Source organism: Flavobacterium kochi (assembly GCF_048286715.1).
GTDB lineage: Bacteria > Bacteroidota > Bacteroidia > Flavobacteriales > Flavobacteriaceae > Flavobacterium.
Genome location: NZ_JBLVPW010000020.1, coordinates 16,361 through 43,032, shown reverse-complemented (window position 1 = coordinate 43,032; position 26,672 = coordinate 16,361). Strand labels below are relative to the sequence as shown.

Genomic DNA, 26,672 nt, shown 5'->3' with positions numbered 1-26,672 from the left:
ATGTACGGAACCACAAAAATGGAATTGATAAACGAGCTGGAAAATATAAAATGCAGTGGACTATATAAAAGTGAAAGAATAATTACCTCAAAGCAAGGAGCCAAAATTGATACAACCGCTCAAATGAATGTATTAAATTTTTGTGCCAATAACTATTTAGGCCTTGCCTCTGATGAGCAGGTAATTGAGGCGGGCATCGAAACCCTTAAAAAAAATGGTTTCGGACTTTCGTCCGTCAGGTTTATATGTGGAACGCAAAATATCCATAAAGAGTTAGAACAAAAAACAGCTGCGTTTTTAGAAATGGAAGATTGTATCTTGTATGCATCAGCATTTGACGCTAACGCAGGTCTTTTCGAACCGTTACTTTCTTCACAAGATGCAGTAATATCGGATGAGTTTAATCATGCCTCTATAATTGACGGTATTCGTCTTTGCAAAGCCAATCGATTCCGATACAAGCATAATGATATGGGCGATTTAGAAGAGCAATTAAAAGCTGCCAGTACTTCAAGACGAAAATTAATTGTGACCGACGGTTCCTTTTCTATGGATGGAACGATAGCGCAGTTGGATAAAATATGTGGTTTAGCAGACCAATATGGTGCTTTGGTTATGATGGACGAGTGCCATTCCACTGGCTTTATTGGTGCCAGAGGAAGGGGTGTTCATGAATACCACAAGGTAATGGGTCGTGTTGATATTATCACCGGAACTTTTGGAAAAGCGTTGGGAGGAGCCTCTGGAGGGTTTACGGCGGCAAGAAAAGAAATCGTTGCATTGTTACGACAAGTTTCCCGACCTTACCTATTTTCAAATACGATCGCTCCGTCTATTGTTGGAGCTTCTTTAAAAGTGCTTGAAATTTTAACTGATTCTACTGATTTAAGGGATAAATTGGAAGAAAACACAAAATATTTTCGTTCAGAAATGACCGCTGCCGGATTTGATATTGTTCCTGGCTTACATCCAATAGTACCCATTATGTTATATGATGCACAACTTGCCCAAGATTTTGCAGCAAAATTATTGAAAGAAGGGATTTACGTAATTGGCTTTTTTTACCCGGTAGTACCAAAGGGAAAAGCCAGGATACGAGTTCAACTTTCTGCGGCACATGAATTGGACCAAATAAAAAAGGCTGTTACTGCTTTTGTTAAAGTAGGGAAAGAATTGAAAGTAATTGAAAAGTAAAAAATACTTTAGTGAAAAATAAATAAAATAAAACTGATACCCGGCATTGGAAGCAGCTTGGTCGCTGAACCTTGATAAGACGCTGTTTAAAACCACGTTTTCCGTACTGTCACTAGGTTTTGACTTGGTAGTGAGCTTGGTCACTCAGTGAGTTTAAAAAGTGACAAAGCTCCTCTAAATTGGTAAAAGAAACAACTTGAATAGTACTGTTTTTTTGTTCTTTTGGTTGATTCATAATCTTTAAATCCTAATCCATTTAAAATCCTCTATTGGATAAATCGATAATCTTGCTCGACACTATATTCAGGTATTTACAGCGACGGATTTCGATTTTAGAAAAGGTACGTTTATTGTAAACTTGATAGCGCCAAGGTTCGAGTCACTTTTATCTTATATTTGTTATCCCAGGTTTATAATTATTACCTATTGTTTTAAGTTTTAAAAAAAAGGATTTCATTCCTTAACTGAATTCTCTTTTGTTAATTAAGTCTTACAAAAAAAATAAACCAAAGTTTTTATATATTTGCTCATTATGGATAAAAAATATACTATTAAGGATATTGCTAAATTAGCAGGTGTTTCTAAAGGAACTGTAGACAGAGTCTTGCATAAAAGAGGAAAAGTGTCTCCGGCGGCTTTAGAAAAAGTGAACGAAGTTTTAAAAGTAATAGACTACGAACCCAATCTTATTGCAAGGAATTTAAAGAACAATAAAATTTACCGGATCAGTATACTTCTTCCGGATCCAAAAATTGACCCCTATTGGCTTGCTTGTATTAATGGCATAGAGGATGCGGTAAAGGAATTTAAGGCTTATAATTTAAATATTGGTATTTTTTATTTTAACCCGGAAAAAAAGAAATCCTTTTTGAAAGCGAATGAAACGGTATTGGAATTAGCTCCTGATGCAGTTTTGTTAGCACCCTTATTCCATAAAGAAACGTTGGAGGTCATCCAGGAATACGACGCCAAAAATATTATAGTCAATACGTTCAATAACCAGGTCGATTCCAGTTTAGTAAAAAGCTTTGTAGGTCAGGATTTATTCAAGAGTGGACGTGTAGCGGCAAAACTGTTGGATTCGATTGCGGGTAAAGGTCAAATTGCAATTATTCATATTGATGAAACCTACAAGAATGCAATTTACATGCAGCAGAAGGAAAGAGGTTTTAGAAATTATTTTGAGACAAAAGAAAATTCAGCATATACTATTACAACCCTAAAATTAAAAAGTCCGAACGTTGAAATTAATTTCAATACTTTTTTGAACGAAAATCCAGATGTATCCGGAATTTTTGTTACCACCTCTAAAGCGTATCAAATAGCTAAAATAGTTAGTGAGTTTAAAAGTAAAAAAATTAGAGTTGTTGGATACGATTTGATTAATGAAAATGTTGCTTATCTGAATCAGGGCGTAATTGATTTTATAATACATCAAAATCAAAAAAGACAGGTTTATTTAGGAATCACTTCTTTAGTGGAGCATTTTCTTTTTAACAAAGAAATTCCAAAAACGATTCTTTTACCGATCGACATTGTCAATTCTGAAAATGCGGAATACTATATCGAATAGCGCATTCTATTTTTTTTAACAAAGGGATCAAAAAAAGAAGCGATATGAAAATTGCGTCAGTATTTGGTACTATTAAAGCGATCCTCCTTTTCAAAGTTATTCATGCTATCACAAACAATAAGGTAAAAAAACAAAACTACATCACTAAGACCCATTCCATAGTGCTTTATAGGCTGTTTTTGATGGTTTATCCCTATCCCAGGGCGATATAAAACTATCTAAAAGTTTGGCATTATTCCATAAATAATCGTCAGCTTTAAGGTTATAATTACCGGATGATTTTTAATTAAATTCATCTTATACTTTTTTTATTTCCTGTTCTAATTTTCGTTCACAATCATTTTTTTTTGTTACTATCCCGATCGGTCCCCTTTTTAATTTCCCTTTCCTTTATTTGATTTTTAAACCGCAAGTACGTTTCGGTTTAGGGACTTTCTTTTAATAACCCATTCTTTAAAAAATCCACTGTCTAAATCAAATGGAATTAAAAAGATATTCAGGAGTTCCTGAAGTTAAAAGTTGCAATAAAAAACGAGATCTGAGCAATTCATTTTTTCTTATTAAAAAGAGACTGTGATAAATAGGGCTGATGCAGTATACCATAAGATGCTATTTATCTGGCTCATTCATATATAAATAGATTTATTATGAAATTTCTTATTTTATATAGGACAGCATATAAGCTGTTTTGGAGGGCTAATTAAAAGAGCAATATCTCCAACATTATTTTAGGAACACTGCATGATTTTATTAAAAAAAATGCAGGAATCAATTTTTTAGTGCTCGAGAACACAAATATTATGTGTTCGAGCACATTTATTGTGCTTTTCCTTGTTTTATTAAAATTAAATATATAGTTTCGTCATATATTAAGAAATGGATCCCTTTTTAATAGATTAAATCGCCTCCGTTTTCAGCTGTTTTTGACTGAAAATAAAGTGTTTAAAAGGATGGATTGCTTTTTTATAAATTATAGCATAAAACAAAATCAGGAATCCTTTTTTATAAAATATTTATTTGTTATCCAAAAAAAAAGAATCAGGATAAATATAGGAAGCGCTACCGGTTAATTCCTTGTATAAGGAATAACAAGAGAAGCATGAATAAAGCAACAAATAATACCAAACAAGCAAATTATTATTAACCAAAAACAAGCCAAGAGTATGCAATTATTAACCAAAAACAAGCCAAGAAATTTACGGATTAACACTCGATCCAGAAAGGTCATTCAAATAGCCTTTATTTCAATGCTGAGCCTGAACCTACAAGTTGCCGCAGCAGCAATTTCAAAAACGGTTGATTTGTCCCGAACCTATTTGTCATTAGTGCAAAAAGAAATTAAAGGAAAAGTGGTCGATGAAAAAGGAAATCCCATCCCCGGAGCTAATATACTTGCTAAGGGTACCCGTAGTAGTGCACAGACAGACATGGACGGTCGCTTTGTGATCACTGTGCCTGATAATGCTACGAAACTTATTATTAGTTATATCGGTATGGAAGAACAAGAGGTAACTATTGGAAATACGCCACTTACTATTGTTTTAAAAGAGGTAGGTCAAAAATTAGAAGAAGTAGTTGTGGTAGGTTACGGTAAACAAAAGAAAAAGGATCTTACCGGTGCTGTCAGTTCTATTGGAAAAGAAAGTTTGAATTTGGGAGGAACAACTTCCAATGTTGCACAGGCAATTCAAGGCCGTGCAGCGGGGGTTCAGGTACAGCAAGGCAATTTTGCTCCTGGCGCGAGTCCTTCAATTATTATCAGAGGAGGGAACTCAATCAATACGACCAATGAGCCATTGTATGTGGTGGATGGATTTATTTCTGATGCAGGAAAAACCATCAGTCCTAATGATATTGAAGACATCCAGATTTTGAAAGATGCGTCTGCGGCGGCCATTTATGGATCTCGTGGAGGTAATGGGGTGGTATTAATTACAACTAAAAAAGGAAAATCGGGAAAAATGCAGATAGAAGCAGATATCTCGGATGGTATCCAAACTATTATTAAAGCACCTTCATTATTGAATGGACAACAATATGCCTCTATCCAAAATGCGATTGCAGCTGAAAACGGAAAACCCCCTATTTTTCCGGTAAGTTTTCCTATTGCCAATACCAATTGGTTTAATTTGGCTACGCGTCAGGGTTATGTAAAAAACAGATCGATCAATTTTAGCGGAAGCGATCAGACTTCTAAATTTTTCCTTTCCGGAAATTACATCAATCAGGAAGGTGTATTAAGAAATACTGATTTCGACAGGTATTCTGTAAGAATGGGAGCTGAGAAAAAATTCAGCGACAAAATTACTGTGGGATCTAATTTTTATGGTGCGATTTCGCACTTGAACAATAGTGATTACAGTGACGGTATTTTATCTCCTTTATTTTCTATTCAAACAGCACCACCTTCAATCCCTGTGTACAATCCAGACGGTACCTATTTCAAATACCAGGGAAAAGACAATGCATTTGCCTTGTTGATGGAACCAACCAATAAATTGATCAGCAGGTTAATAAATGGAAATATGTTTATGGATTATGAAATCATAAAAAACCTGACCTATCATTTTGGTGGAGGTGCCGAGTTCAGATCTTCAACAGATGACCGCTATACTCCAAGAACACTTTCTGCAGGTGCTGCTTTAAGAGGTTCAGGATCAGAAGAAACAACATCCAATCTGAGATGGATTTCAGACCAATATTTGACGTATAAATTGACTAAAGGAGAACATGGTCTTACCGTCTTGGTGGGAACATCAAACCAAAAAGATTATTCTGAAAGATTAAAAGCAAGTGCCACTGGTTTTTCAAATGATTATTTGACTTCTAATTCTCTTGGAAATGGAGACATCGCCGGTAAACCACTTACCCAAAAATTGGAAACAAAATTAAAATCTTATTTTGGGAGATTAAATTATTCCTACGGCGATAAATACCTGGCTACATTTACCTTGAGAAGGGATGGGTCTAACCGATTCGGACCAAATTACCTGTATGGTACTTTTCCTTCAGCCGCTTTGGCCTGGAAACTATCAAACGAATCGTTTGTTCAAAACTTAAATGTATTCTCTAATTTGAAATTAAGAGCAAGTTGGGGTATTACCGGTAATGACCGTATTGGGGATTTGGAATATCTGGCAACGTATCAAAGTTACGGAACAACGCTTTTACCAGATGTTTTTGTTGGAGGTACGGAACCAAAAATTTTATCTAATCCCAATTTAAAATGGGAAGAAACTACACAAACCGATTTAGGATTGGATATAAGTTTCCTAAACGGAAGGATCAATACTACCATTGATGTGTACCGAAAAGTGACCGATGATGTGCTTTTGAATCGACCAATAGGACTGGAGTTTGGATTTAATACTATTCGTGCCAATTCCGGAAAAGTCCAAAATGAAGGACTGGAATTGGGAATCAATACGGTAAACGTAAAAAACGAAAACCTTAATTGGAATTCTGCTTTTAATATCGCCTTTAATAAACAAAAAGTATTGTCCCTTTCGGACGGTGTAAAAAACATCTACAGCAGTACTGCTAACCCAAGCGGAGTAGTTTCAGCGCGTGAATTTACAAGACTGGAGCCAGGAAAAGAAATGGGCTTGCTTTATGGTTTTGAATATGCCGGAGTGGTAAAAACAGGTGAGGTATATGCTCCGCAACCCAATTCTAAACCAGGAGATCCTAAATATACAGATATCAATGGTGACGGTAAAATTACACCGGATGATAGAAAATACATGGGAAATTCGACACCAAAATTTATTGCCGGACTCAGTAACGATTTTAGATACGGTAATTTTGATTTAAGTATCTTTTTTCAAGGCGCTTTTGATTATTCCTTATACAACATGAGTCGAATGGTATCAGAATCGACTACTGGTACGGATGCTTTAAACCGTTGGGTAGCCAATACAAATGAAAACACGGACGTTCCGAGACAAGGCTATTATGCCAGTACTTATGGAAGTTATGTGAACTCAAGATTTGTTGAAAAAGCTACGTACGTTCGGTTGAAAAATGTCGCAATAGGGTATAATATTCCTGCAAGTGCTTTAAAGCAAGCTAAATTTATCGAGAATATCCGATTGTATGCTTCAGGTCAGAATCTGGCAACTTTCACTAAATATTCAGGAAATGATCCTGAGGTAAATGGACATATTGGTAGTGATACACAGCGAAATATCGGTGGAGGAATCGATTTCAACTCGTTCCCTGCTTCCAGAACTTTTGTTTTGGGTTTAAGAGCAACTATTCATTAATGTACCCCATTTATTTATTAACTTTAATTCTATAATGATGAAAAAATATTCGATATTATTTATATTAATTGCTGCAGGATTACAATTTTCGTGTAATGGCGATCTTGACCCTAAAGTGTACAGCAGTTTAACGAGTGCCAATGCTTTTCAGTCTAAGGCTGATGCCGTGGCTGCAGTAAATTCGGTTTATGCCCGATTAAAAGGACCAAGTGTTGGCGACAATTACTCGTATTGGGCTACCCGTCACTTCGCATTGACCGATTTGACTACTGATTTAGGACACTGTAAATATGGAGGAAATCCAGGGCAATTGGCTTTAGCGCAGTGGAATTCCGGCAACGGTTTACTTGAAGAAGATTATCAGATGATGTATAAGCTGATTTCCAATGCCAATAATGCGATTTTCAGTATCGAGCCAATGAAAACAATCTCTACAGCTGAGAAAGCACAATTTTTGGCGGAGATCAAATTCTTGAGAGCCTCTTCGTATATGGATTTGACGGATGCCTTTGGGCCTGTCGTTTTGGTAACGGAAGCTGATGCAGGGAATCCGGATTATAATACGCCAAAGAAACCAGCTTCAGTCGAGGAAATCGAAACCTTATTGATAAGCGACCTGACAGCAGCGGCGAATGTATTGCCGGTAAACTATCAAAATAATCCCATTTACAGCAGTAATGATGTGGGACGCGCCACCAAAGGAGCTGCACTTACCTTATTGGCAAAATTGCATCTACGCAGACACGACTGGCAAAAAGTGGTTGACCTGACCCAACAGGTGATGAGTCTAAACCAATACAGTCTTTTTCCTTCGTATTTAGGGCTGTTTAAAGAAGATAATAAATGGTGTCAGGAAAATATTTTCTCTGTGCTTAGTGATGCGAACACAAATGGAACCGAATTGTTAAATCATTTTGGTCCTGAAAACCACCCGGTGGTTGCTGACAGATGGCAGTATTATACCGTTACCTGGGATTTCTACAACACTTTTGGGAACGAAGACGAACGCAAACAATGTTTCTATCCGGAATACATGGGAACGGATGGTTTGCTGCATAAGCAAGCTCCGTCTCTTGGAGCCACCCCTCCGGCGGGAGAGTTTTATATGGAAGATGTGGCTACCAGAAAATATGCTGATGAGGATACACAAACGTACTACGATGGACATAGTGTTGATATCTTGCGTTATGCCGATGTATTGTTAAGCAGGGCTGAAGCTTTAAATGAACTTGGTGGCCCGACAGCAGAAACTATAAATCTTATCAATCAGGTTAAGGCCCGATCACATGCAAAACAATTGATTTTGGCTAATTTTAATCAGTCCTCACTAAGAGACGCTATACTACAGGAACGCGGATGGGAGTTTTTCTATGAAGGAAAACGCAGAGCTGATTTAATTAGAATGAACAAGTACGATGTAATCGTAAATGCATACCTGAATAGAATAGGGGAGCCTTCCAATGTATCGATGCCTAAAAATAAATATTTCACCTATCCTCAAAAACAAGTGGATCTGAATCCTAATTTGAGTAACGCGGATAGACAATAAAACAACAGTAATTCATTTTTTATTTCAGGAATGGGATGCTGTCAGTTTTTGATTCCGTCCTGTTCTTGATAAAAAAAAAGGATTAAGTTACAATAAAAGTATAAGGGAAGATTGGGACTTCTTGTTTCTTACTCAGAGAATAACAGTGCTAACTATAGAAAGTTTTTCAAAATGATCAAAAAATTAATACTAAAACTAAGTCTCTTTTTTTCGGTTGTTGTATGGGTCAGTTGTACTAAAAATGAAGGTAATATCATAACAGCGATACATATCGGAACGCATAGTAACAATGAATTGAAAATTCAAATCGATGTTACGACAAGTACTGATGCAAAAGTATTTGCTGAATATTGGCCTGATGCCATCGGAAGTAAAGGGAAAATTTCATCGCTGATTTCTAAAAATGGGGTTTCTCATTCACTGGTTCTTTGCAATATCAGTCCGGAAACCAATTATACCTATCGGTTAATTACCCTTGAAGATGATGTGAAAAAGACCAGCAAGAACTATACTTTTCAATCCAGAAAACTACCGGAATGGCTGCAGAAACAATTTAAGGCCAGTTATACTAATGCAGCGTTATTACCAAAGGAATTTAAGGAAGGCTTTATGCTTTTGAGTAAAAGGGAAACGCCAGGGGTTGCCTATATTATTGATTATAAAGGAAACTTAAGATGGTACCATACGGTTGCCGGAACAGGATTTAAAGTATCCCGTTTTACCGAGGACAAAAGCATTATTTCCATTCTGGGGAAAAATGATGAGCCAACAAGCTATGGCAGTGAAATTTTAGAAATTACTTTAGAGGGGGATACGATAACACACCTTAAAAAAGGAGAGGGCGATTTTGCAGCTGTTATTCATCACGAAATCATAAAAAAGAGTACCAATGAAATAGTAACCTTATATGTGGATCAAAGAATAACAGATTTAAGTTCCATTGGAGGTAAAAAGAAAGATACCATAAATGGCGATGGAATTCTCATTATGGATAAAAAGGGAAAAAAACTTTGGAAATGGAGTGTTTTTGATGTGGTGGATCCAATGAAAGACAAGGCCTTGCTTAAAAACAAAAAAGACTGGATGCATGCCAATAGTTTGAATTATGATAAAGACGGCAATTTTATTATCTCCTTTTATAATAATGGACAAATTTGGAAAGTGGATTCCCATACCGGTAAGGTAATTTGGAAATTAGGCAAGGGTGGAACCATTAAGATGGCAGCTGATTGCAATTTTTCCCAGGCACATGCGGCGCACATCAACCAGCAAGGAAACCTGATGTTTTTTGATAATGGTATTGATAAAAAGGAATCGTCAGTATTTGCATTAAACGTTGATGAAAAAAATAATGCCGCAAAATTAAAGCTGCATATAAAATTACCGAAGAACATCTATAACGAAAGAATGGGAAGTGCGTATATGATCGATAATAAAACGATTTTGGCCTGTTGTTCTAAACGACACATCACCGTTCTTGTGAATACCAAAGAGGCTTTGTTATGGACCTTGGAATCGAACATTCCCCCATATCGGGTACAGTTTATTCCTTCGGATCATCTTAAGCCTTATCTTTTGAATTAGAAAAAATATTTTAGCTATGAAAAAATTAATTATTGCTGGTTTAATCGCAGCCTTGCCTGTTTTAGTTTTCAATTCTTGTAATTCCTCTACAGCTAAATCTATAGTGACAGTTACGGAATCATCGGAAGCGGAATCTTATATTACTATTGACACGTCAAAAATCCCTGATGATAAATTTGGGGAAGCGGTGCGTTATGGAAGGGAATTAATGTTGAGAACATCATATTACATTGGTCCAAACGGAATTAACGGGAAGTATTTGGGCAATAAAATGAATTGTACCAATTGCCATCAGGACGCTGGTACAAAACCGTATGCTTTTAATCTAATGTCTTCCCATGATAACTATCCGCAATACCGTGGTCGTGAAAATAAAGTATTGACACTGGCCGAAAGGGTTAATAATTGTATTATGCGACCGCATTCCGGAAAACCGATTCCGCTTGACGGCAAGGAAATGGTGGCCTTTCTTTCTTACTTTAAATGGATCAGCACCTTTGTTCCTAAAGACAGTTTGTTTAAAGGCGCTAAAAACATGGAAATAGCTTTTCCGGATGTGGCGGCAAGCTCTGCAAGAGGGGCAGCGCTCTTTGCTGAAAATTGTGTGAGATGTCATGGTAATGACGGCGAAGGAAAGTATAACGACGATAAATCAGGCTATACCTATCCTCCGTTATGGGGAAATTACGGCTACCAACCCGGTTCCAGTATGCACCGAATTATTAAACAGGCACAATGGTTAAAAGGCAATATGCCCTACGACAAAGTAACCCTTGGAAAACCCTATCTGACCGATGCACAGGCACTTGATATTGCAGCCTATGTCAATGATGATGCGATTCATTCAAGACCCAGCCCAAAAACCTTAGACTATCCTGATAAAATGGGTAAACCCATTGACTATGCCCATGCTCCTTTTGGTGATACTTTTTCGGCAGAGCAACACAAATATGGTCCTTACCAACCCATTATTGATTTCTGGAAAAAGAACGGTTGGAAACCGGTTTACTAACTATTTTTTATAAATTAAACATCCCCCTATTCTAAACTTGACCATTAAACAAATGAAACTAAACATAAAAAACAGACTAATTTTGATTAGAATATTGCTACTGTACCTTTTTATTTTCAGTATGCCTTTGGCTGCACAACAAATTGCTTACACTAATGGGAATGACAGCTGGAATCCTGATGTACTGGGAAATCATCGCGCTATTGTTCACTATTCAGGTAAAGGAGCGGTTGCCAAAGTTACTGTGGAATGGCGTAGAAGAGATGAAAACCCAGAGCAAAAAAGAATTATTGTGCAAGATGCTAACGGTAAAAATATACTCAATGTAAAAACAGCTGATATTAACAGAGAAACCGGAACTGTTTTTTTTGAACCAGTTTCTGGTAAAGGAACTTATTTTGTTTACTATATGCCTTATATAGACGAAGGTCTTGCTGTTTACTACCCGAAAGGAGTTTATGCCAAACCGGAAAATACGGCTGATACCCAATGGTTGTTGAAAGTCAAAACTAATTTAGCCAACAATTGTAGCGTTACTGAAATTCAAAGTATTAATGCCTTCAACAGCTTTTATCCAATGGAAGTCATAGCAACAGCTGCAGAAACAAAAAAGCTTATTGCTAAAAACGGTGGTAGTTCTTTTTTAGTTTTTCCTGAAGATCGATTGAATTCTATACGAATGAGAAACGATTTGCCACAACGATGGATTCAAAAAGGTATCCAAAATTCATTTACAGATAATGCCTTACGAGGGGAATATTTGGCTTTTCAATTGGGAATATATGCTTTGCAGGATTTAAAAGATGTGAAGATTACTTTTTCAGATTTAAAAAATAAAAACAATGAAATTATCTCGGCAAAAAATATCACTTGTATCAATACTGATGGAATAAAATATGACGGAACCGTTCTTTCAAACAAAGTAGATGTGTCGAAAGGAAAAATACAAGCCATCTGGTGCGGTATTGATGTGCCTCAAACAGCAATACCGGGCGATTATTCGGGTAAAATCAGTATCAGTTCAGGTAATGCTACCAAAGAAATTTTACTACAAGTAAAGGTTAGCGAAGGATTAACTACAAATGGAGGAATCGACCAGCCAGAGAAAATGACCCGATTGAAATGGTTAAATTCAACCATGGCTCAAGAAAATACGGTTATTGCGCCTTATACGCCATTAATGGTTTCGGACAAGGTTGTTTCTTTATTGGGAAGAAAATTGTTTTTAGGTACTGATGGATTTCCAGCACAGATACAAACTTTTTTCACACCCGAGATGACTTCAATTGGCACGAAAGGGAATGATCTTTTTACGGAACCAGCCCATTTTCATTTTTTGGATAATTCTGGGAAAGAAACTCAACAATGGAAAACTAATGGAGTGAAATTCTTGAAAAAAGAAGCGGGAACCGTTGCTTGGGAGAGCACCAGTACTTCTGCCGCTGTACAAATGGACGTGAATGCCTCTTTAGAATTTGATGGGTTTTTATCTTATACTGTTAAAATTATAGCTCTCGACGACATCGCTTTTAGTGATATCAATTTTCATTTGCCAATGCAACCCGCTTCTGCAAAATACCTGATGGGTCTTGGTCAAAAAGGAGGTGATCGTCCCGAAACTTTACAATGGAAATGGGATGTTGCCAATAAAAACCAAGATGGTGCTTGGATTGGAAGTGTAAATGCAGGACTGCAATTTTCATTTAGAGATGAAAAATACAGTCGTCCGTTGAATACCAATTTCTATTTGCAAAAACCATTGCTCCTTCCTACTTCATGGGGGAATGACAATAAAGGGGGAATTGATGTAACTCAAAAAGGCAAAGCTATTTTGGTAAATGCCTATAGTGGAAGTCGCAGTATGAAAAAAGGAGATATAGTGTATTATAATTTTAATTTATTGATTACGCCATTCCATCCTATTAATACCGAATTTCAATGGGAAAATAAGTTTTATCACAAATATGACAACCTTGATACTATTGCAAAAACTGGTGCCGAAGTGGTCAATATTCATCATGCTACTCCAATAAATCCCTATATCAATTATCCTTTTATAGAACATGATAAGATGAAAAGTTATATTGATGAGGCACATAGCAAAGGATTGAAAGTGAAGATTTATAATACCATAAGAGAGCTTTCTAATAAAGCATATGAAACATTTGCTTTACGCAGCTTGGGCCATGAAATTTATTCTCCAGGAAAAGGCGGCGGATTTAGCTGGTTACAGGAGCATGTGGGAGAGGATTATATTGCTGCATGGTTTGTACCTGAAATAAAAGATGCCGCAATAGTAAACAGTGGTATGAATCGTTGGCATAATTACTATGTTGAAGGGATGAATTGGTTAACGCAAAACGTAGGAATTGATGGAGTATATCTCGATGATGTCGCTTTTGACCGAATAACAATGAAACGTATCAAACGAGTACTGACTCAAGACGGTCATCCTGGTATATTGGATTTACATAGCGCCAATCAGTACAACAAAAGTGATGGTTTTAATAATAGTGCCAATTTATATATGGAGCACTTCCCTTATTTAAATAAACTATGGTTTGGAGAATATTTTGATTACGAAAAAAACAAACCTGACTTTTTCTTAACCGAAGTAAGCGGAATCCCTTTTGGATTAATGGGGGAAATGTTGCAGGGTGGGGGAAACCCTTGGCGTGGAATGATCTATGGTATGACCAACAGAATGCCTTGGAGTGATAATGCAGACCCAAGACCGATCTGGAAAATTTGGAATGATTTCGGTATCAAAGGTTCTGAAATGATTGGGTACTGGAGTGAAAACTGTCCTGTGAAAACAACCAATGACAAAGTATTGGCGACCGTTTATAAAAAGAATGGTACTGCATTAATTGCTATAGCAAGTTGGGCGGATGATGATGTAAAAGTAACCCTTAACATCGATTGGAAAAAATTAGGAATCAGTCCTGCGAAAGCGACACTAGTGGCGCCAGCCATAAACAATTTTCAGCCTGCTCAAACTTTTTCTGTTAAAGATGAGGTACCGGTTGCAAAAGGAAAAGGGTGGTTGCTAATTGTTAGATAATAATCTTCGTAAAGGGAGCGGTTGCTTTTTAATTGAATTAAAAAGCAACCAAATTAGATTTGATTTTGATTTTTAAATCAATCCTGTCCTTTTAAAAGGGAAAATTTATGAAAGGAACATAACAGCAGTTTGATATAAAAACGGATAGAGAGCTATGCGAATTACATTGGACTACTGAAAAACAATAAAATAGCCTCATATGAAATTGAAATCATTGTTCTCTATTTTGCTCTTTGGAAGCTTGTGTGTCAACGCACAAAATAATTCGCCAACGATCAAAGAATATAAAAAAGTTTTTACAACCTATCCTTTTTCAGACCCTGATCCCATTCCCAAACCGGACGCAAAAATTTATCCCTATTATCGTTTTGATGGTTTTACCGATAAACCGATACAAAAGGAATGGAAGGTAGTAGAACTGGAAAACGATTACATTAAACTGACCCTATTGCCAGAGATAGGCGGTAAAGTTTGGTCCGCTATTGAGAAGTCCACCGGAAAAGATTTTATTTACAACAATCATGTGATTAAATTTCGGGATATTGCCATGCGCGGACCCTGGACCAGCGGAGGTGTTGAAGGAAATTATGGTATTATTGGCCATACTCCGAATTGTGCCACTCCGGTTGATTTTACGACCATTACAAGAGCAGATGGAAGTGTAAGTTGTGTGATTGGGGTATTGGATCTGCTGAGCCGAACTTCCTGGAAATTAGATATCAATTTACCTAAAGACAAGGCTTATTTTACCACCAGTTCATTTTGGTTTAATTCCAATGAATTGGAGCAGCCGTATTATACCTGGATGAACACCGGTATAAAAGCAGCAGGAAATCTGCAATTTATTTATCCCGGTAAAAATTACCTGGGACATGATGGGGAGTATAACTCCTGGCCTACCAATAAGCGGAATGGGAAGGATCTTTCGTTTTATAACAATAACAATTTTGGGGGCTATAAATCCTACCATGTATTTGGTAAATACACTGATTTCTTTGGGGGGTACTGGCATGATGAAGATTTCGGAATGGCCAGGTATAGTAGTCATGATGATAAACCCGGGAAAAAAATATGGATATGGGGTTTGTCACAGCAAGGAATGATTTGGGAAAAATTATTGACCGATACTGATGGGCAATATGTAGAAGTACAAAGTGGCAGACTGTTCAATCAGTCAGGCGAAAACAGTATGTACACGCCTTTTAAACACCGCTCTTTTTCGCCCTGCCAATCTGATTCCTGGACAGAATATTGGTTTCCCGTAAAGCGAACAAAGGGTTTCGTAAAAGCCAATAACTATGGCGCTGTAAATGTGATAAACGAAAATGGCTGGTTGAAAATCTATTTTTCACCACTGCAAAAGTTAAATGAAAAGCTTGAAGTTTTTGATAATGAAAAGAAGGTGTATTCTAAAAATATTTCGGTTGATCCAATGGAACTATTTAAAGATTCCATTCGGGTTGCTGTTGATGAGAATAAGTTAAAGCTTACAATTGGGGACAATAAACTGGTTTGGAATTCCGCACCAGATGATGGGAACCTTAGCCGACCATTAGAAATCCCAAAAGATTTCGATACGAATTCCGCATATGGTTTATACCTGCAGGGGAAAAATTATATCAGTTTTAGGGATTATATAAAAGCGGAGGAAAAACTAGCTGCCTGTTTGAATAAAGACCCTAATTATGTTCCAGCATTATCGGATATGGCGGCTTTACAGATTCGTAAATTTCAATATGCCGAGGCAGTTCGTACAACAAGTAAAGCTTTATCTATTACTACTTACGAACCCGCGGCCAATTATTATTATGCTTTGGCAAAGCTACATTTAGGATATATCACCGATGCAAAAGACGGTTTTGATATCGCCGCATCAAGTGTTGAATACCGTTCTGCTGCTTATACAGCATTGGCTAGACTTTATTTTTGTGAAAACGAACCATCCAAAGCCATTGAATATGCCGACAAAAGTTTGTTGAACAATCAATACAATTTGGAAGGATTACAAATGCTGGCCATGCTATACCGTCTGCAAAAGAATACCGATAAAGCGACTGAAATACTAAACAGGATTGCTGCAGTTGATCCGCTGAACCATTTTGTTCGCTTTGAAAAATTTCTCTGGGACGGTTCTGAATCATCAAAACAACAGTTCACTTCACTGATACAAAATGAAATGCCACAGCAAACCTATCTCGAATTAGGAATCTGGTATCAGCAACTGAACCGCAAGCAAGAAGCATTAAACGTTTTTTCTCTGGCCGTTCCTAATGCTGAACTTAGGTATTGGAAAGCATTTGTGGAAGGCAAAGCAGTTGATTTAAGTAAGATTCAACCGGGACTTAGCTTTCCCTTCCGCGGTGAAACTGCTGCTGTGTTAGAAAAATTGATTCAAACAGATGGTCAATGGCTATTGAAATACCATCTGGCATTAATCGAATGGAACCGTAATAATCTTTCAAAGGCAAAAGAATTATTCCTGCAATGTGGAACTAAACCAATGGATCCTGCTTTTTATGCGGCAAGGGCTGTATTGATGAAAGACAATCCGGAATCGGCGATGATTGATCTTCAGCACGCTGTTACACTGGACAAACAAGGATGGCGGTATTCGAAATTATTGGCAGAACATTTTATCGTAGAAAAGCAATATGTGAAAGCATTGAACCTTGCGGAACCCTTTTATAAGCGCCATACAGACAATTATATCATGGGAATGTTATATGCTAAAACACTACTGCTGAACCAAAAATATGCAGTAGCAGATGCTTTCTTAACCAAATTGGAAATTCTTCCTTTTGAAGGGGCCACCCTGGGCAGACAATTGTATCATGAAGCCAAACTGATGCAAGCGGTAATGGAAATGAAAGACAAGCAATACAAAAAAGCCTTACAATTTATCGCTGACGCAAAATTATGGCCGCAAAATTTGGGTGTAGGTAAACCCTATGAGGAAGACATAGACGAAAGACTGGAAAACTGGCTGAATTATCAATGTTATACAAAGCTTGGCGATACTGAAACTGCTCTGCAGTCCTTGCATAAAATTATCGCTTTTACTCCGAAAGTGGATAATACCGTTAGGAACTTTTTACCGGCGAATCAATTGGTTTCGGCCTGGGCTATCGAAAAAACTGCTGACGCAAAAAAGGCAGAAGAATGGCTACAGGCCCAGGCGAATTTATATCCCTCAAATAAAATTATTCAATGGTGTTTGCAGGTTTATACCAAAAAGCAATCGAACCAGTTAACGGCAGAGCAGAAAGATGGAGAAGTCCGGATTTTGGAGCAACTTTAAAAAATAAGTACGGCACGAAATGGATCATTACCAATAGTAAATGGCAGCGGTTTATATTAATTTTAGTTATTTATTTTGTTGATTTTTAAAAAACTACAGCATTATATTGCTACCCAAAAATAGATCATTACAATGTAAGCGCTAAAGAATAATTCGATATAATCCTATACTAAATAACCATTATAAATAAATAAAAATGAAGACTATTTTTTTAAAATATACAATTTTCAGCATTATGCTATCGGTATGCCAAAAAACAGCCGCCCAAAATAGTGACACCAATAAAGAAGATTTATCAGTTTACAGGATTACTGCGTTAAAAATTAATGACTTAATCAACACAAAACTTGAAGTATCGTTTGATTATGGGAAGCGGTACCTCTATGGAAAAGAATGGCTGACTTTAAAGCCTCATTTTTACGAAACGGATACGCTTACTTTAGATGCAAAGGGAATGGATTTTAAAGAAATTGCCCTATGGGAAGGAAAGAAAAAAATTCCTTTAAAATATACGTACGACAGCGAACAACTTTTCATCACGTTAAACCGAAAGTACAGTAATAAGGAGCAGTACACTGTTTACATTGATTATACGGCAAAACCCGATGAGTTAAAAACAAAAGGAGGTGTGGCAATTAAAGATACAAAAGGATTGTACTTTATTAACCCGGACGGAAAAGAAGATAAACCTGTACAGATCTGGACACAAGGGGAAACAGAGTCATCCTCTGCCTGGTTTCCTACTATTGATAAGCCCAATCAGAAAACAACATCAGAGATTTCGATGACCGTAGCGGCGAAGTACACCACCTTATCAAATGGAAAATTAATTGCTCAAAAAAGGAATGAAAATGGAACCCGTACCGATACCTGGAAAATGGATTTGCCCCACTCTCCTTATTTGTTTATGATGGCGGTAGGCGATTTTAAAATATTTAAAGAATCGTATAAAGGGAAAGAAGTTAGTTATTATTTAGAGCCAAAGTATGCGCCCTATGCCAAGCAAATTTTTGGCAAAACACCCGATATGATGCATTTTTATGGAGGACTTTTAGGAGTGGAATATCCGTGGGTCAAATACGCTCAGATTGTTGCCCGGGATTACGTTTCCGGTGCAATGGAAAATACATCAGCCACTTTGCATGGTGAGTCTGTACAGAAAACAGAAAGAGAAATGCTGGATGAAAATGGAGAAAGTACTATTGCGCACGAACTTTTTCATCAGTGGTTTGGAGATTATGTAACGGCTGAATCGTGGTCTAATTTAACGATGAACGAGTCTTTTGCCACTTTCGGTGAAGTCCTTTGGCATGGACATGATGCGGGACAGGACGCGGAAGACAGATCGCGCTATGAAAAATTACAAAACTACTTGCGTTCTGCCAAAAAGGGGGGAATAAGTCCGGTTTTAGCCCGTTTTCATTACAAGGACAAAGATGATATGTTTGACAATATTAGTTACTCCAAAGGCGCTATAATACTGTATGCTTTAAAAAATCAAATGGGTGATGCCGCTTTTTTTAAATCATTAAATCGGTATTTGACAACCAATGCGCTTAAAAATGGAGAAACACATCAGTTGCGTTTGGCAATGGAGGAGGTGACCGGAGAAGACTGGAGTCCTTATTTTAACCAATGGTACTATCAGGGAGGGAACCCGATTTTAAATATTGAATATGGTTATGCCAATGGACAGGCTACAATTGCTGTAAAGCAAGCGCAGGATAGTTCGGTGCAAACGTTTAGCCTGCCACTAAAAGTAGCGCTATATGTAAATGGAACTGCAATAAGAAAGAATATCGTAATTGACAAACGGGAACAGCATTTTAGTTTTGATGTGGCCGCCAAACCGGATCTAATAGATATTGATGTGGATAAAATTGTAGTAGGCCAAATTATAGATAACAAGAAAGCAGCAGCTTATCTGTATCAATACAAAAATGCTCCATCCTATTACAACAGAATTGAAGCCATAAAATTTGCTGCTAAAGATAAAAGTCATGAGGCCCAGCTTGTATTGTTGGCTGGTTTAGGGGATCTGCAAGATGATTTGCGGGCACTCAGTATTGCCGCAATTGATTTAGGAGACAGCCAAATAAAGGATGCGGCATTGAAAGGCTTACTTACTATAGCCAAATACGATAAAAACACAACCGCAAGGGCCACCGCAATTATGAAACTGGCAGCTACCGGCGATCCTGTTTATAAAGAGTTACTGCATGAAAGTGTTAAAAATCGCTCTTATAAAGTGATCGCTGCCGGTATATCCGGATTAAAAAAATTAGCACCTAATGAAGCAGATACAGCAATGACAACATTGGACGAAGACACTAACAAAAAGGTAGCCTTGCTGGTAAAAAAATTTAACGCACTATAGTTAGAAAAAAATCCTGTCATTATAATCAAGTAGTATCAATATCATAAGCAGGGCTACTATTTAGGTGTGCTATACTGTAAATTAAATGTGCACGAGCACATTTTTTGATGTTTTTCTTTTTTTATTTAAAAAATATATATAGTTTCGTCATTTCAATGCCTCCGATCGAAATGATGTCATAACGAGCCATAGCGGTCCATGGATTGCAAAGGGAAATAGCAATTAGCGTCAGCTAAGCGTGTTAAAAAAAATCGAAACATATCCTTACTCAGTACTATGAAATTTTTAAAAAAAATCATTTATTTTTTCATACCGGTCCTTCTGAGCAACACTCTAGTTGCTCAGGAGACGGCAACTGGGTTTTCTTTGCCTCTTGCAGGAAATGCATTCAGCTCCTTTCATCGGGATGGGAATGAGACCATTTCAAAAAATGGAATTGAAAAATGGACCAATCCAAAGGAATATTTTACGGTGTACTTCAGGGTTTCAAAACCAGGAATGGTGCGAATTTCAATACCTGAACCGGTTTCAATAGTAGGGGAATCAGTTTTAGAATTTGCCATTGCCAATACGTTTAAAAAAATCAAATTTAAAGAAACCCTAAAAACACCTATTGCAATCGGAGAATGGAAAATTATTGACACGGGTTATGTTGCTTTAACGATCAAAGGAATAAGCAAAACCAAAAGCAGCTTTCCATCCATTTCGAACCTGATGATCAGCGGATCCGCTATTGCCGGTAAAACCGCTTTTGTACCTAATAATGAAGGAAACTTTTTTTATTGGGGCAGACGTGGTCCTTCGGTGCATTTAAATTATCAGGTTCCGGAAAAGATAAATGCAGAGTGGTATTATAATGAAATTACTGTACCTTCAGGACAAGATGTTGTCGGTTCTTATTATATGGCAAACGGTTTTGCCGAAGGGTACTTTGGTATGCAGGTAAACTCGGAAAAAGAGCGTAGAATACTATTTTCCGTTTGGAGCCCTTTTGTAACCGATGATCCGAAAAGTATTCCGGAATCCCATAGAATCAAACTGCTTAAAAAAGGTCCGGATGTAAAAACAGGCGAATTCGGTAGTGAAGGTTCTGGAGGTCAAAGTTATTTGAGATACGATTGGATAGCGGGAAATACGTATAAGTTTTTACTGCGCGGAACTCCCCAAAAAGATAATACAACAACGTATACGGCCTACTTTTTTGCCCCGGAATTAGACAAATGGTTGTTGATAGCCAGTTTTAATCGTCCACAAACCAATAGCTACTTAAAGCGATTTCATTCCTTTTTAGAGAATTTTATTCCGGAACAAGGGGATTTATCCCGCAAAGTATTATTTAAGAATCAGTGGTATTGTGATGATAAAGGAAATTGGACCGAATTAAATTCAGTTAAATTCACAATAGACGAGACGGGTCATAAAGGCTATCGCATGGATTATTCAGGCGGTCTGGACCAGGATTCATTCTATTTGAAAAATGGCGGTTTCTTTACCAATTACACCAAGCCCCAAAGTATTTTTACAAGACCTTTACACAATACTAAACCTAACATTGATTTTAATAAATTACCTTAAATAAATAGCAGCACTCATTTTTAAATCAAATGGCAAAACGAATAGTATCTAAAATATATAAACCTAAAACAGATACTGACCAAGAGATTATCTTCTAAAAACTAAATTAATTCAATTATGAAAACCAGCATTTTTAAACTACTACTAATTTCCTTTCTTTTTCTGGGATGGGCAAATGTATCGGCCCAAATGATCAAAACTCCAGCTCCGGACCGTGCCAAAGGACAAACGGATGTGCTGCGTCTGGCTACAGCCCCGTTGCCAACGGTTCGCATCGCTTTTATCGGTTTAGGAATGCGTGGTCCCGGAGCTGTAGAGCGTATGACACATATTCCAGGAGTTGAAATTGTTGCTCTTTGCGATATGTTGGAAAAAAACACCAAATCTGCAAATGGAATACTTGTGAAAGCAGGTCTTCCTAAGGCGAAAGAATTTTTTGATGATGAAAATGCCTGGAGAAAAGTTACCGCGCTTCCTAATGTTGACCTGGTTTATGTGGCAACTGACTGGAAACACCATGCTCAAATTGGTATACAAGCCATGAAAGACGGTAAACATGTGGCGATTGAAGTGCCAAGTGCCATGACCATGGAGGAGATTTGGGAACTGATCAATACTTCCGAAAAAACACGTAAACACTGTATGCAATTGGAAAATTGTGTGTATGATTTCTTTGAATTGACTACATTGAATATGGCGCAACAAGGATTGTTTGGAGAAATCCTTCATGCAGAAGGTTCTTATATTCACAACCTTGAACCGTATTGGGCAGACTACTGGAATAACTGGCGTTTGGATTATAACGCCAAACACCGTGGTGATATTTACGCAACCCATGGGATGGGACCAGCCTGTCAGGCATTGAACATTCACCGTGGTGATAAGATGGATTATTTGGTTTCTATGGATACCAAAGTAGTTGGTATTCCTGCTTTCATTAAAGAGAAAACGGGTAAGGACCTGAAAGACTTTAAGAACGGGGATCACACCATGACCATGATTCGTACCGAAAACGGAAAAACAATTCAGATTCAGCACGATGTGGCTAATCCACGTCCGTACAGTCGCATGTACCAACTAACCGGAACAAAAGGATTTGCGAATAAATATCCTGTAGAAGGATATGCATTGGATTCAAAAGATATTGGATCGGATATTACTCCAAATCATGAAAACTTAACCGCACACAGTTATGTTCCTGAAGATGTAAAAAAAGCATTAATGGAAAAATACAAACATCCAATGGTAGTTGGAATCGAAGAAAAGGCAAAGAAAATTGGTGGTCACGGCGGAATGGATTTTGTAATGGATTATCGTTTAATCCATTGTCTTCAAAATGGCTTGCCGCTTGACATGGATGTATATGACTTGGCGGAATGGTCTTGTCTGGCACCATTAACAGAAAAATCCCTTGACAACAATTCCGCTCCGGTGGAGATCCCTGATTTTACTCGTGGAGGGTGGAACAAACTCAAAGGATTAGAATTTTCTAAATAAAAATAATTACAAAGCATTTAAAAAGAGGATAGTTACCCAGGTACATTACATTTTTTTTTAAAATGCTTTTCAGCATCTCAATAATCTGTGTCTAATCAAAAAATAGTATTAAAAACTATTGTAACGGACCAAAGACTGTTGAGACTAATTTGGAAGCTGTTACAGCACTTCATCCTATTATTTATTAGTACTCTTATTTTACTCAAATGCAAAAAACAAAAACAATATTCCTAGCGCTTCTGGTTACCCTTTTTATGGTTCCCTCATTATTTGCTCAGCAAAAGCATAGTTTTTCTATTGCTGATGGCAACTTTCTATTGGATGGTAAACCCGTACAAATTCATTCCGGTGAAATGCATTACTCCCGTATTCCCCAACCGTATTGGCGTCACCGTTTAAAAATGATGAAAGCTATGGGACTAAATGCTGTCGCCACCTATGTGTTCTGGAACTATCATGAAACAGCTCCCGGGGTTTGGGACTTTAAAACCGGTAATAAAAATTTGGCCGAATATATAAAAACAGCACAGGAAGAAGGGCTGTTTGTTATTTTACGTCCGGGCCCGTATGTATGTGCTGAGTGGGAATTTGGAGGGTATCCCTGGTTTTTGCAAAATGTTCCTAATATGGTTATCCGTGGTAACAATACCGAATATTTGGCTGCTACTAAATCGTATTTTACACAATTATACAATCAGGTTAAGGATTTGCAAATTACCAAAGGCGGACCCATCATCATGGTTCAGGGTGAAAATGAATTCGGTTCTTATGTGGCACAGCGTAAAGATATCCCTTTGGCGGAGCATAAAAAATACAGCGCAGCCGTATTTCAACAATTGAAAGACATCGGTTTCGAAGTTCCTTTTTTTACTTCAGATGGCAGCTGGTTATTTGAAGGAGGAGCTTTACCGGGAGCATTGCCTACGGCAAATGGTGAAGATGATGTAACGAAGCTAAAAACGGTAGTTAACAAGTTTAACAATAATCAGGGTCCCTATATGGTGGCTGAATTTTATCCAGGCTGGTTGGATCATTGGGCGGAACCATTCCCAACACAAAAACCAGAGCAAACCGTTCGTCAGACTAAAAAATACCTGGATAATGGCATCTCATTTAATTATTATATGATCCATGGAGGTACGAATTTTGGGTTTACTTCAGGAGCCAATTATGATAAGGAGCATGATATCCAGCCAGATATGACTTCGTATGATTATGATGCGCCAATAAGCGAAGCGGGGTGGGCAACGCCCAAGTACGATGCTTTAAGAGCGTTGTTGAAAAACAGTGAAACCCCTGCTGTTCCTGCTAGAACACCCAGTATTACCCTCCCAAATATTGTTTTAGCCAAAGCGGTTGATTTAGAAGATCTAAAATCGGGAATCAGTCCGGTAATAGAGGATAATCCTTTGACTTTTGAACAGTTAAACCAAGGGGACGGCTATGTTTGGTACAGTAAAAAATTCACACAGCCCATTAGCGGGAAATTGGAATTAAAAGGGTTACGTGATTATGCAATAGTATATGTCAATGGGAAAAAAGTAGCAGAATTAAATCGATATTATAAAAAATACGACTGCGATATTGATGTTCCTTTTAATGCCACTTTAGATATTGTAGTTGAAAATATGGGGCGTATTAATTACGGTTCACAAATCAATGCCAATAATAAAGGAATTATATCCCCTGTTATTATTAATGGCGAAACAATTACAGGTAACTGGGAAATGTATAAATTACCGATGAATACCGAACCACAATTAGCTAAAAATAAAAATACCGGAAAAATCAACCGCCCCACTTTATATCAGGGTTCCTTTAACCTTATTAAAACCGGAGATACTTTTTTAGATATGCGGGATTGGGGTAAAGGGATTGTTTTTGTGAACGGAATTAATATTGGACGTTACTGGAGCGTTGGCCCACAACAAACGTTGTATCTGCCTGGCTGCTGGTTAAAAAAAGGTAAAAATACAATCCTGATTTTTGAACAAAAAAATGAAGTATTACAAACTAAGGTTAAAAGTATTGATACCCCTATTTTACAAGAATTAAAACCAGAGAGAAAGGACAGTAAATAACGTCAGGAATACATCAAAAAGGCTTTATCGCCGGTTTCTTAAACCCCTATACATTAGTTGCAAAAATGAGATTCAATTATAAAAAATAAAATTTCACGACATGAATAAAATTAGGAAGATTGTACTGATGTGTCTGGTAACTGCTGCTGTATTTGGGCAGCAAAAGCCAAATGTTATTTACATCTATGCTGATGATATGGGGTATGGGGAATTAGGGGCTTACGGTCAGCAAAAAATAAAAACGCCTAATTTGGACAGGATTGCCAGGGAAGGGATGAAATTTACGCAACATTATGCCGGTGCTCCGGTCTGTGCACCTTCCCGTTGTATGTTAATGACGGGAAAGAATAGCGGTCATTCTTATATTCGGGGAAATTATGAATTAGGGGGATTTGAAGATGAGAACGAGGGAGGACAAATGCCATTGCCCGAAGGTACTTTTACGATTGCAAAATTGATGAAGGAAGCCGGCTATGTAACAGGAGCCATTGGTAAATGGGGATTAGGAATGAACAACACTACCGGTGATCCCAACAAACAAGGCTTTGATTATTTCTATGGATACCTCTGCCAGAAACAGGCGCATAATTTTTATCCGACCCATCTTTGGGAAAACGGGAAATGGGATACTTTGAAAAATCCGTACATACAAGTGCATAAGCCCTTGGCAAAGGATGCTCCTGATACCGCTTTTGATTATTTCAAAGGGACAGCGTATTCGGTAACAAAAATGGCTGAGAAGACTTTTGATTTTATTAAAAAGAATAGAAGGAAACCTTTTTTTTTATACTTGCCTTACACCGGACCACATGTATCCCTTCAGGCACCAGAGGCCGCAGTGAAAGAATACCTGGGCCAATTTGAAGAACATCCCTATCATGGGGAAAATGGGTATGCTGCTACACTTTATCCAAGGGCTACCTATGCGGCGATGATTACCTATATGGATAAACAAGTCGGAGAAATTATGAAATTATTGAAAGAACTAGGACTAGACGAAAATACGATAGTGATGTTCTCCAGTGATAATGGCCCGACCTTTAACGCGGGTGGAGCAGATATTGATTTTTTCAATAGTGCAGGAGGGCTAAGAGGCAGAAAACAGGATCTATACGAAGGTGGTATTCGGGAGCCGTTTATTGCGCGTTGGCCGGGTAAAATTCCTGCGGGCAAGGTGAGCAATCATATTGCTGCACAATTTGATATGATGGCCACTTTAGCTGAAATGACAGAAGTGAAAGCATGGGATACTGATGGGATTTCGTTTTTGCCAACTTTGCTTGGAAAGGATAATAAACAACAGCAACACGACTATCTTTATTTTGAGTTTCCTGAAAAAGGAGGACAGGTGGCGGTCCGCATGGGAGACTGGAAAGGGGTTAAGAGTACTATGAAGAAAAATAAGAAGGCAGCTTGGGAAATCTACAATCTTCTTATGGACGAAAAAGAAACGACAGATATTGCCGGTCAGCATCTGGAGCTTGCAAAGAAGTTTGAAGCAATAGTGAAAAAAGAACACCAGCCATCGCATATAAGGGATTGGGAATTTATAGACCCGAAGTTTTCTGAAAAAGAATGATGTGTAGCAATTATTTGACCGGAA

General features: G+C 37.6%; 13 protein-coding genes. All 13 read left to right on the top strand.

All coding sequences use genetic code 11. The features are described 5' to 3' along the window. The 13 genes from kbl (at window position 1) to ACNQGH_RS16705 (ending at window position 26,648) form a co-directional block, all read left to right on the top strand. On the top strand, window positions 1–1,194 hold the full coding sequence (kbl, locus tag ACNQGH_RS16765; protein WP_417957163.1) for a glycine C-acetyltransferase: 1,194 nt from the start codon (window positions 1–3) through the stop codon (window positions 1,192–1,194). Between the two features lie 532 nt (window positions 1,195–1,726). Continuing rightward, window positions 1,727–2,767: a LacI family DNA-binding transcriptional regulator gene (locus ACNQGH_RS16760; RefSeq protein ID WP_417957162.1), complete on the top strand. Its 1,041-nt coding sequence runs from the start codon at window positions 1,727–1,729 to the stop codon at window positions 2,765–2,767. Between the two features lie 1,163 nt (window positions 2,768–3,930). Continuing rightward, window positions 3,931–7,032 carry a SusC/RagA family TonB-linked outer membrane protein gene (locus ACNQGH_RS16755; protein ID WP_417957161.1) on the top strand — a complete coding sequence of 1,034 codons (3,102 nt, stop codon included), beginning with the start codon at window positions 3,931–3,933 and terminating at the stop codon, window positions 7,030–7,032. 34 nt (window positions 7,033–7,066) lie between these two features. Beyond that, the gene (locus ACNQGH_RS16750; RefSeq protein ID WP_417957160.1) at window positions 7,067–8,581 is read left to right on the top strand and encodes a RagB/SusD family nutrient uptake outer membrane protein; all 1,515 of its coding nucleotides are present in this window, start codon (window positions 7,067–7,069) and stop codon (window positions 8,579–8,581) included. 171 nt (window positions 8,582–8,752) lie between these two features. Continuing rightward, complete coding sequence (locus ACNQGH_RS16745; protein ID WP_417957158.1) at window positions 8,753–10,165, top strand: aryl-sulfate sulfotransferase; 1,413 nt, start codon at window positions 8,753–8,755, stop codon at window positions 10,163–10,165. Window positions 10,166–10,181: 16 nt separating this feature from the next. Next, window positions 10,182–11,177 (top strand): c-type cytochrome, encoded by a 996-nt coding sequence (locus tag ACNQGH_RS16740; protein ID WP_417957156.1) that lies wholly within the window; start codon window positions 10,182–10,184, stop codon window positions 11,175–11,177. A 52-nt stretch (window positions 11,178–11,229) separates the two neighbouring features. Next, entirely contained in the window at window positions 11,230–14,241 is a 3,012-nt protein-coding gene (locus ACNQGH_RS16735) for a glycoside hydrolase domain-containing protein (RefSeq protein ID WP_417957155.1), read from the top strand. A 199-nt stretch (window positions 14,242–14,440) separates the two neighbouring features. Continuing rightward, window positions 14,441–17,539 carry a DUF5107 domain-containing protein gene (locus ACNQGH_RS16730; protein WP_417957154.1) on the top strand — a complete coding sequence of 1,033 codons (3,099 nt, stop codon included), beginning with the start codon at window positions 14,441–14,443 and terminating at the stop codon, window positions 17,537–17,539. 196 nt (window positions 17,540–17,735) lie between these two features. Next, on the top strand, window positions 17,736–19,916 hold the full coding sequence (locus ACNQGH_RS16725) for a M1 family metallopeptidase (protein ID WP_417957153.1): 2,181 nt from the start codon (window positions 17,736–17,738) through the stop codon (window positions 19,914–19,916). A gap of 276 nt (window positions 19,917–20,192) precedes the next feature. After that, window positions 20,193–21,491, top strand: a complete 1,299-nt coding sequence (locus ACNQGH_RS16720) for a DUF3472 domain-containing protein (protein ID WP_417957152.1) — start codon at window positions 20,193–20,195, stop codon at window positions 21,489–21,491. A gap of 117 nt (window positions 21,492–21,608) precedes the next feature. Beyond that, a complete protein-coding gene (locus tag ACNQGH_RS16715) occupies window positions 21,609–22,988 on the top strand; it encodes a Gfo/Idh/MocA family protein (protein WP_417957151.1) in 1,380 nt (459 codons plus the stop codon). A 206-nt stretch (window positions 22,989–23,194) separates the two neighbouring features. Further along, entirely contained in the window at window positions 23,195–25,069 is a 1,875-nt protein-coding gene (locus tag ACNQGH_RS16710; protein WP_417957150.1) for a glycoside hydrolase family 35 protein, read from the top strand. Between the two features lie 100 nt (window positions 25,070–25,169). Continuing rightward, complete coding sequence (locus tag ACNQGH_RS16705; protein WP_417957149.1) at window positions 25,170–26,648, top strand: arylsulfatase; 1,479 nt, start codon at window positions 25,170–25,172, stop codon at window positions 26,646–26,648. The last annotated feature ends 24 nt before the right edge of the window (window positions 26,649–26,672 follow it).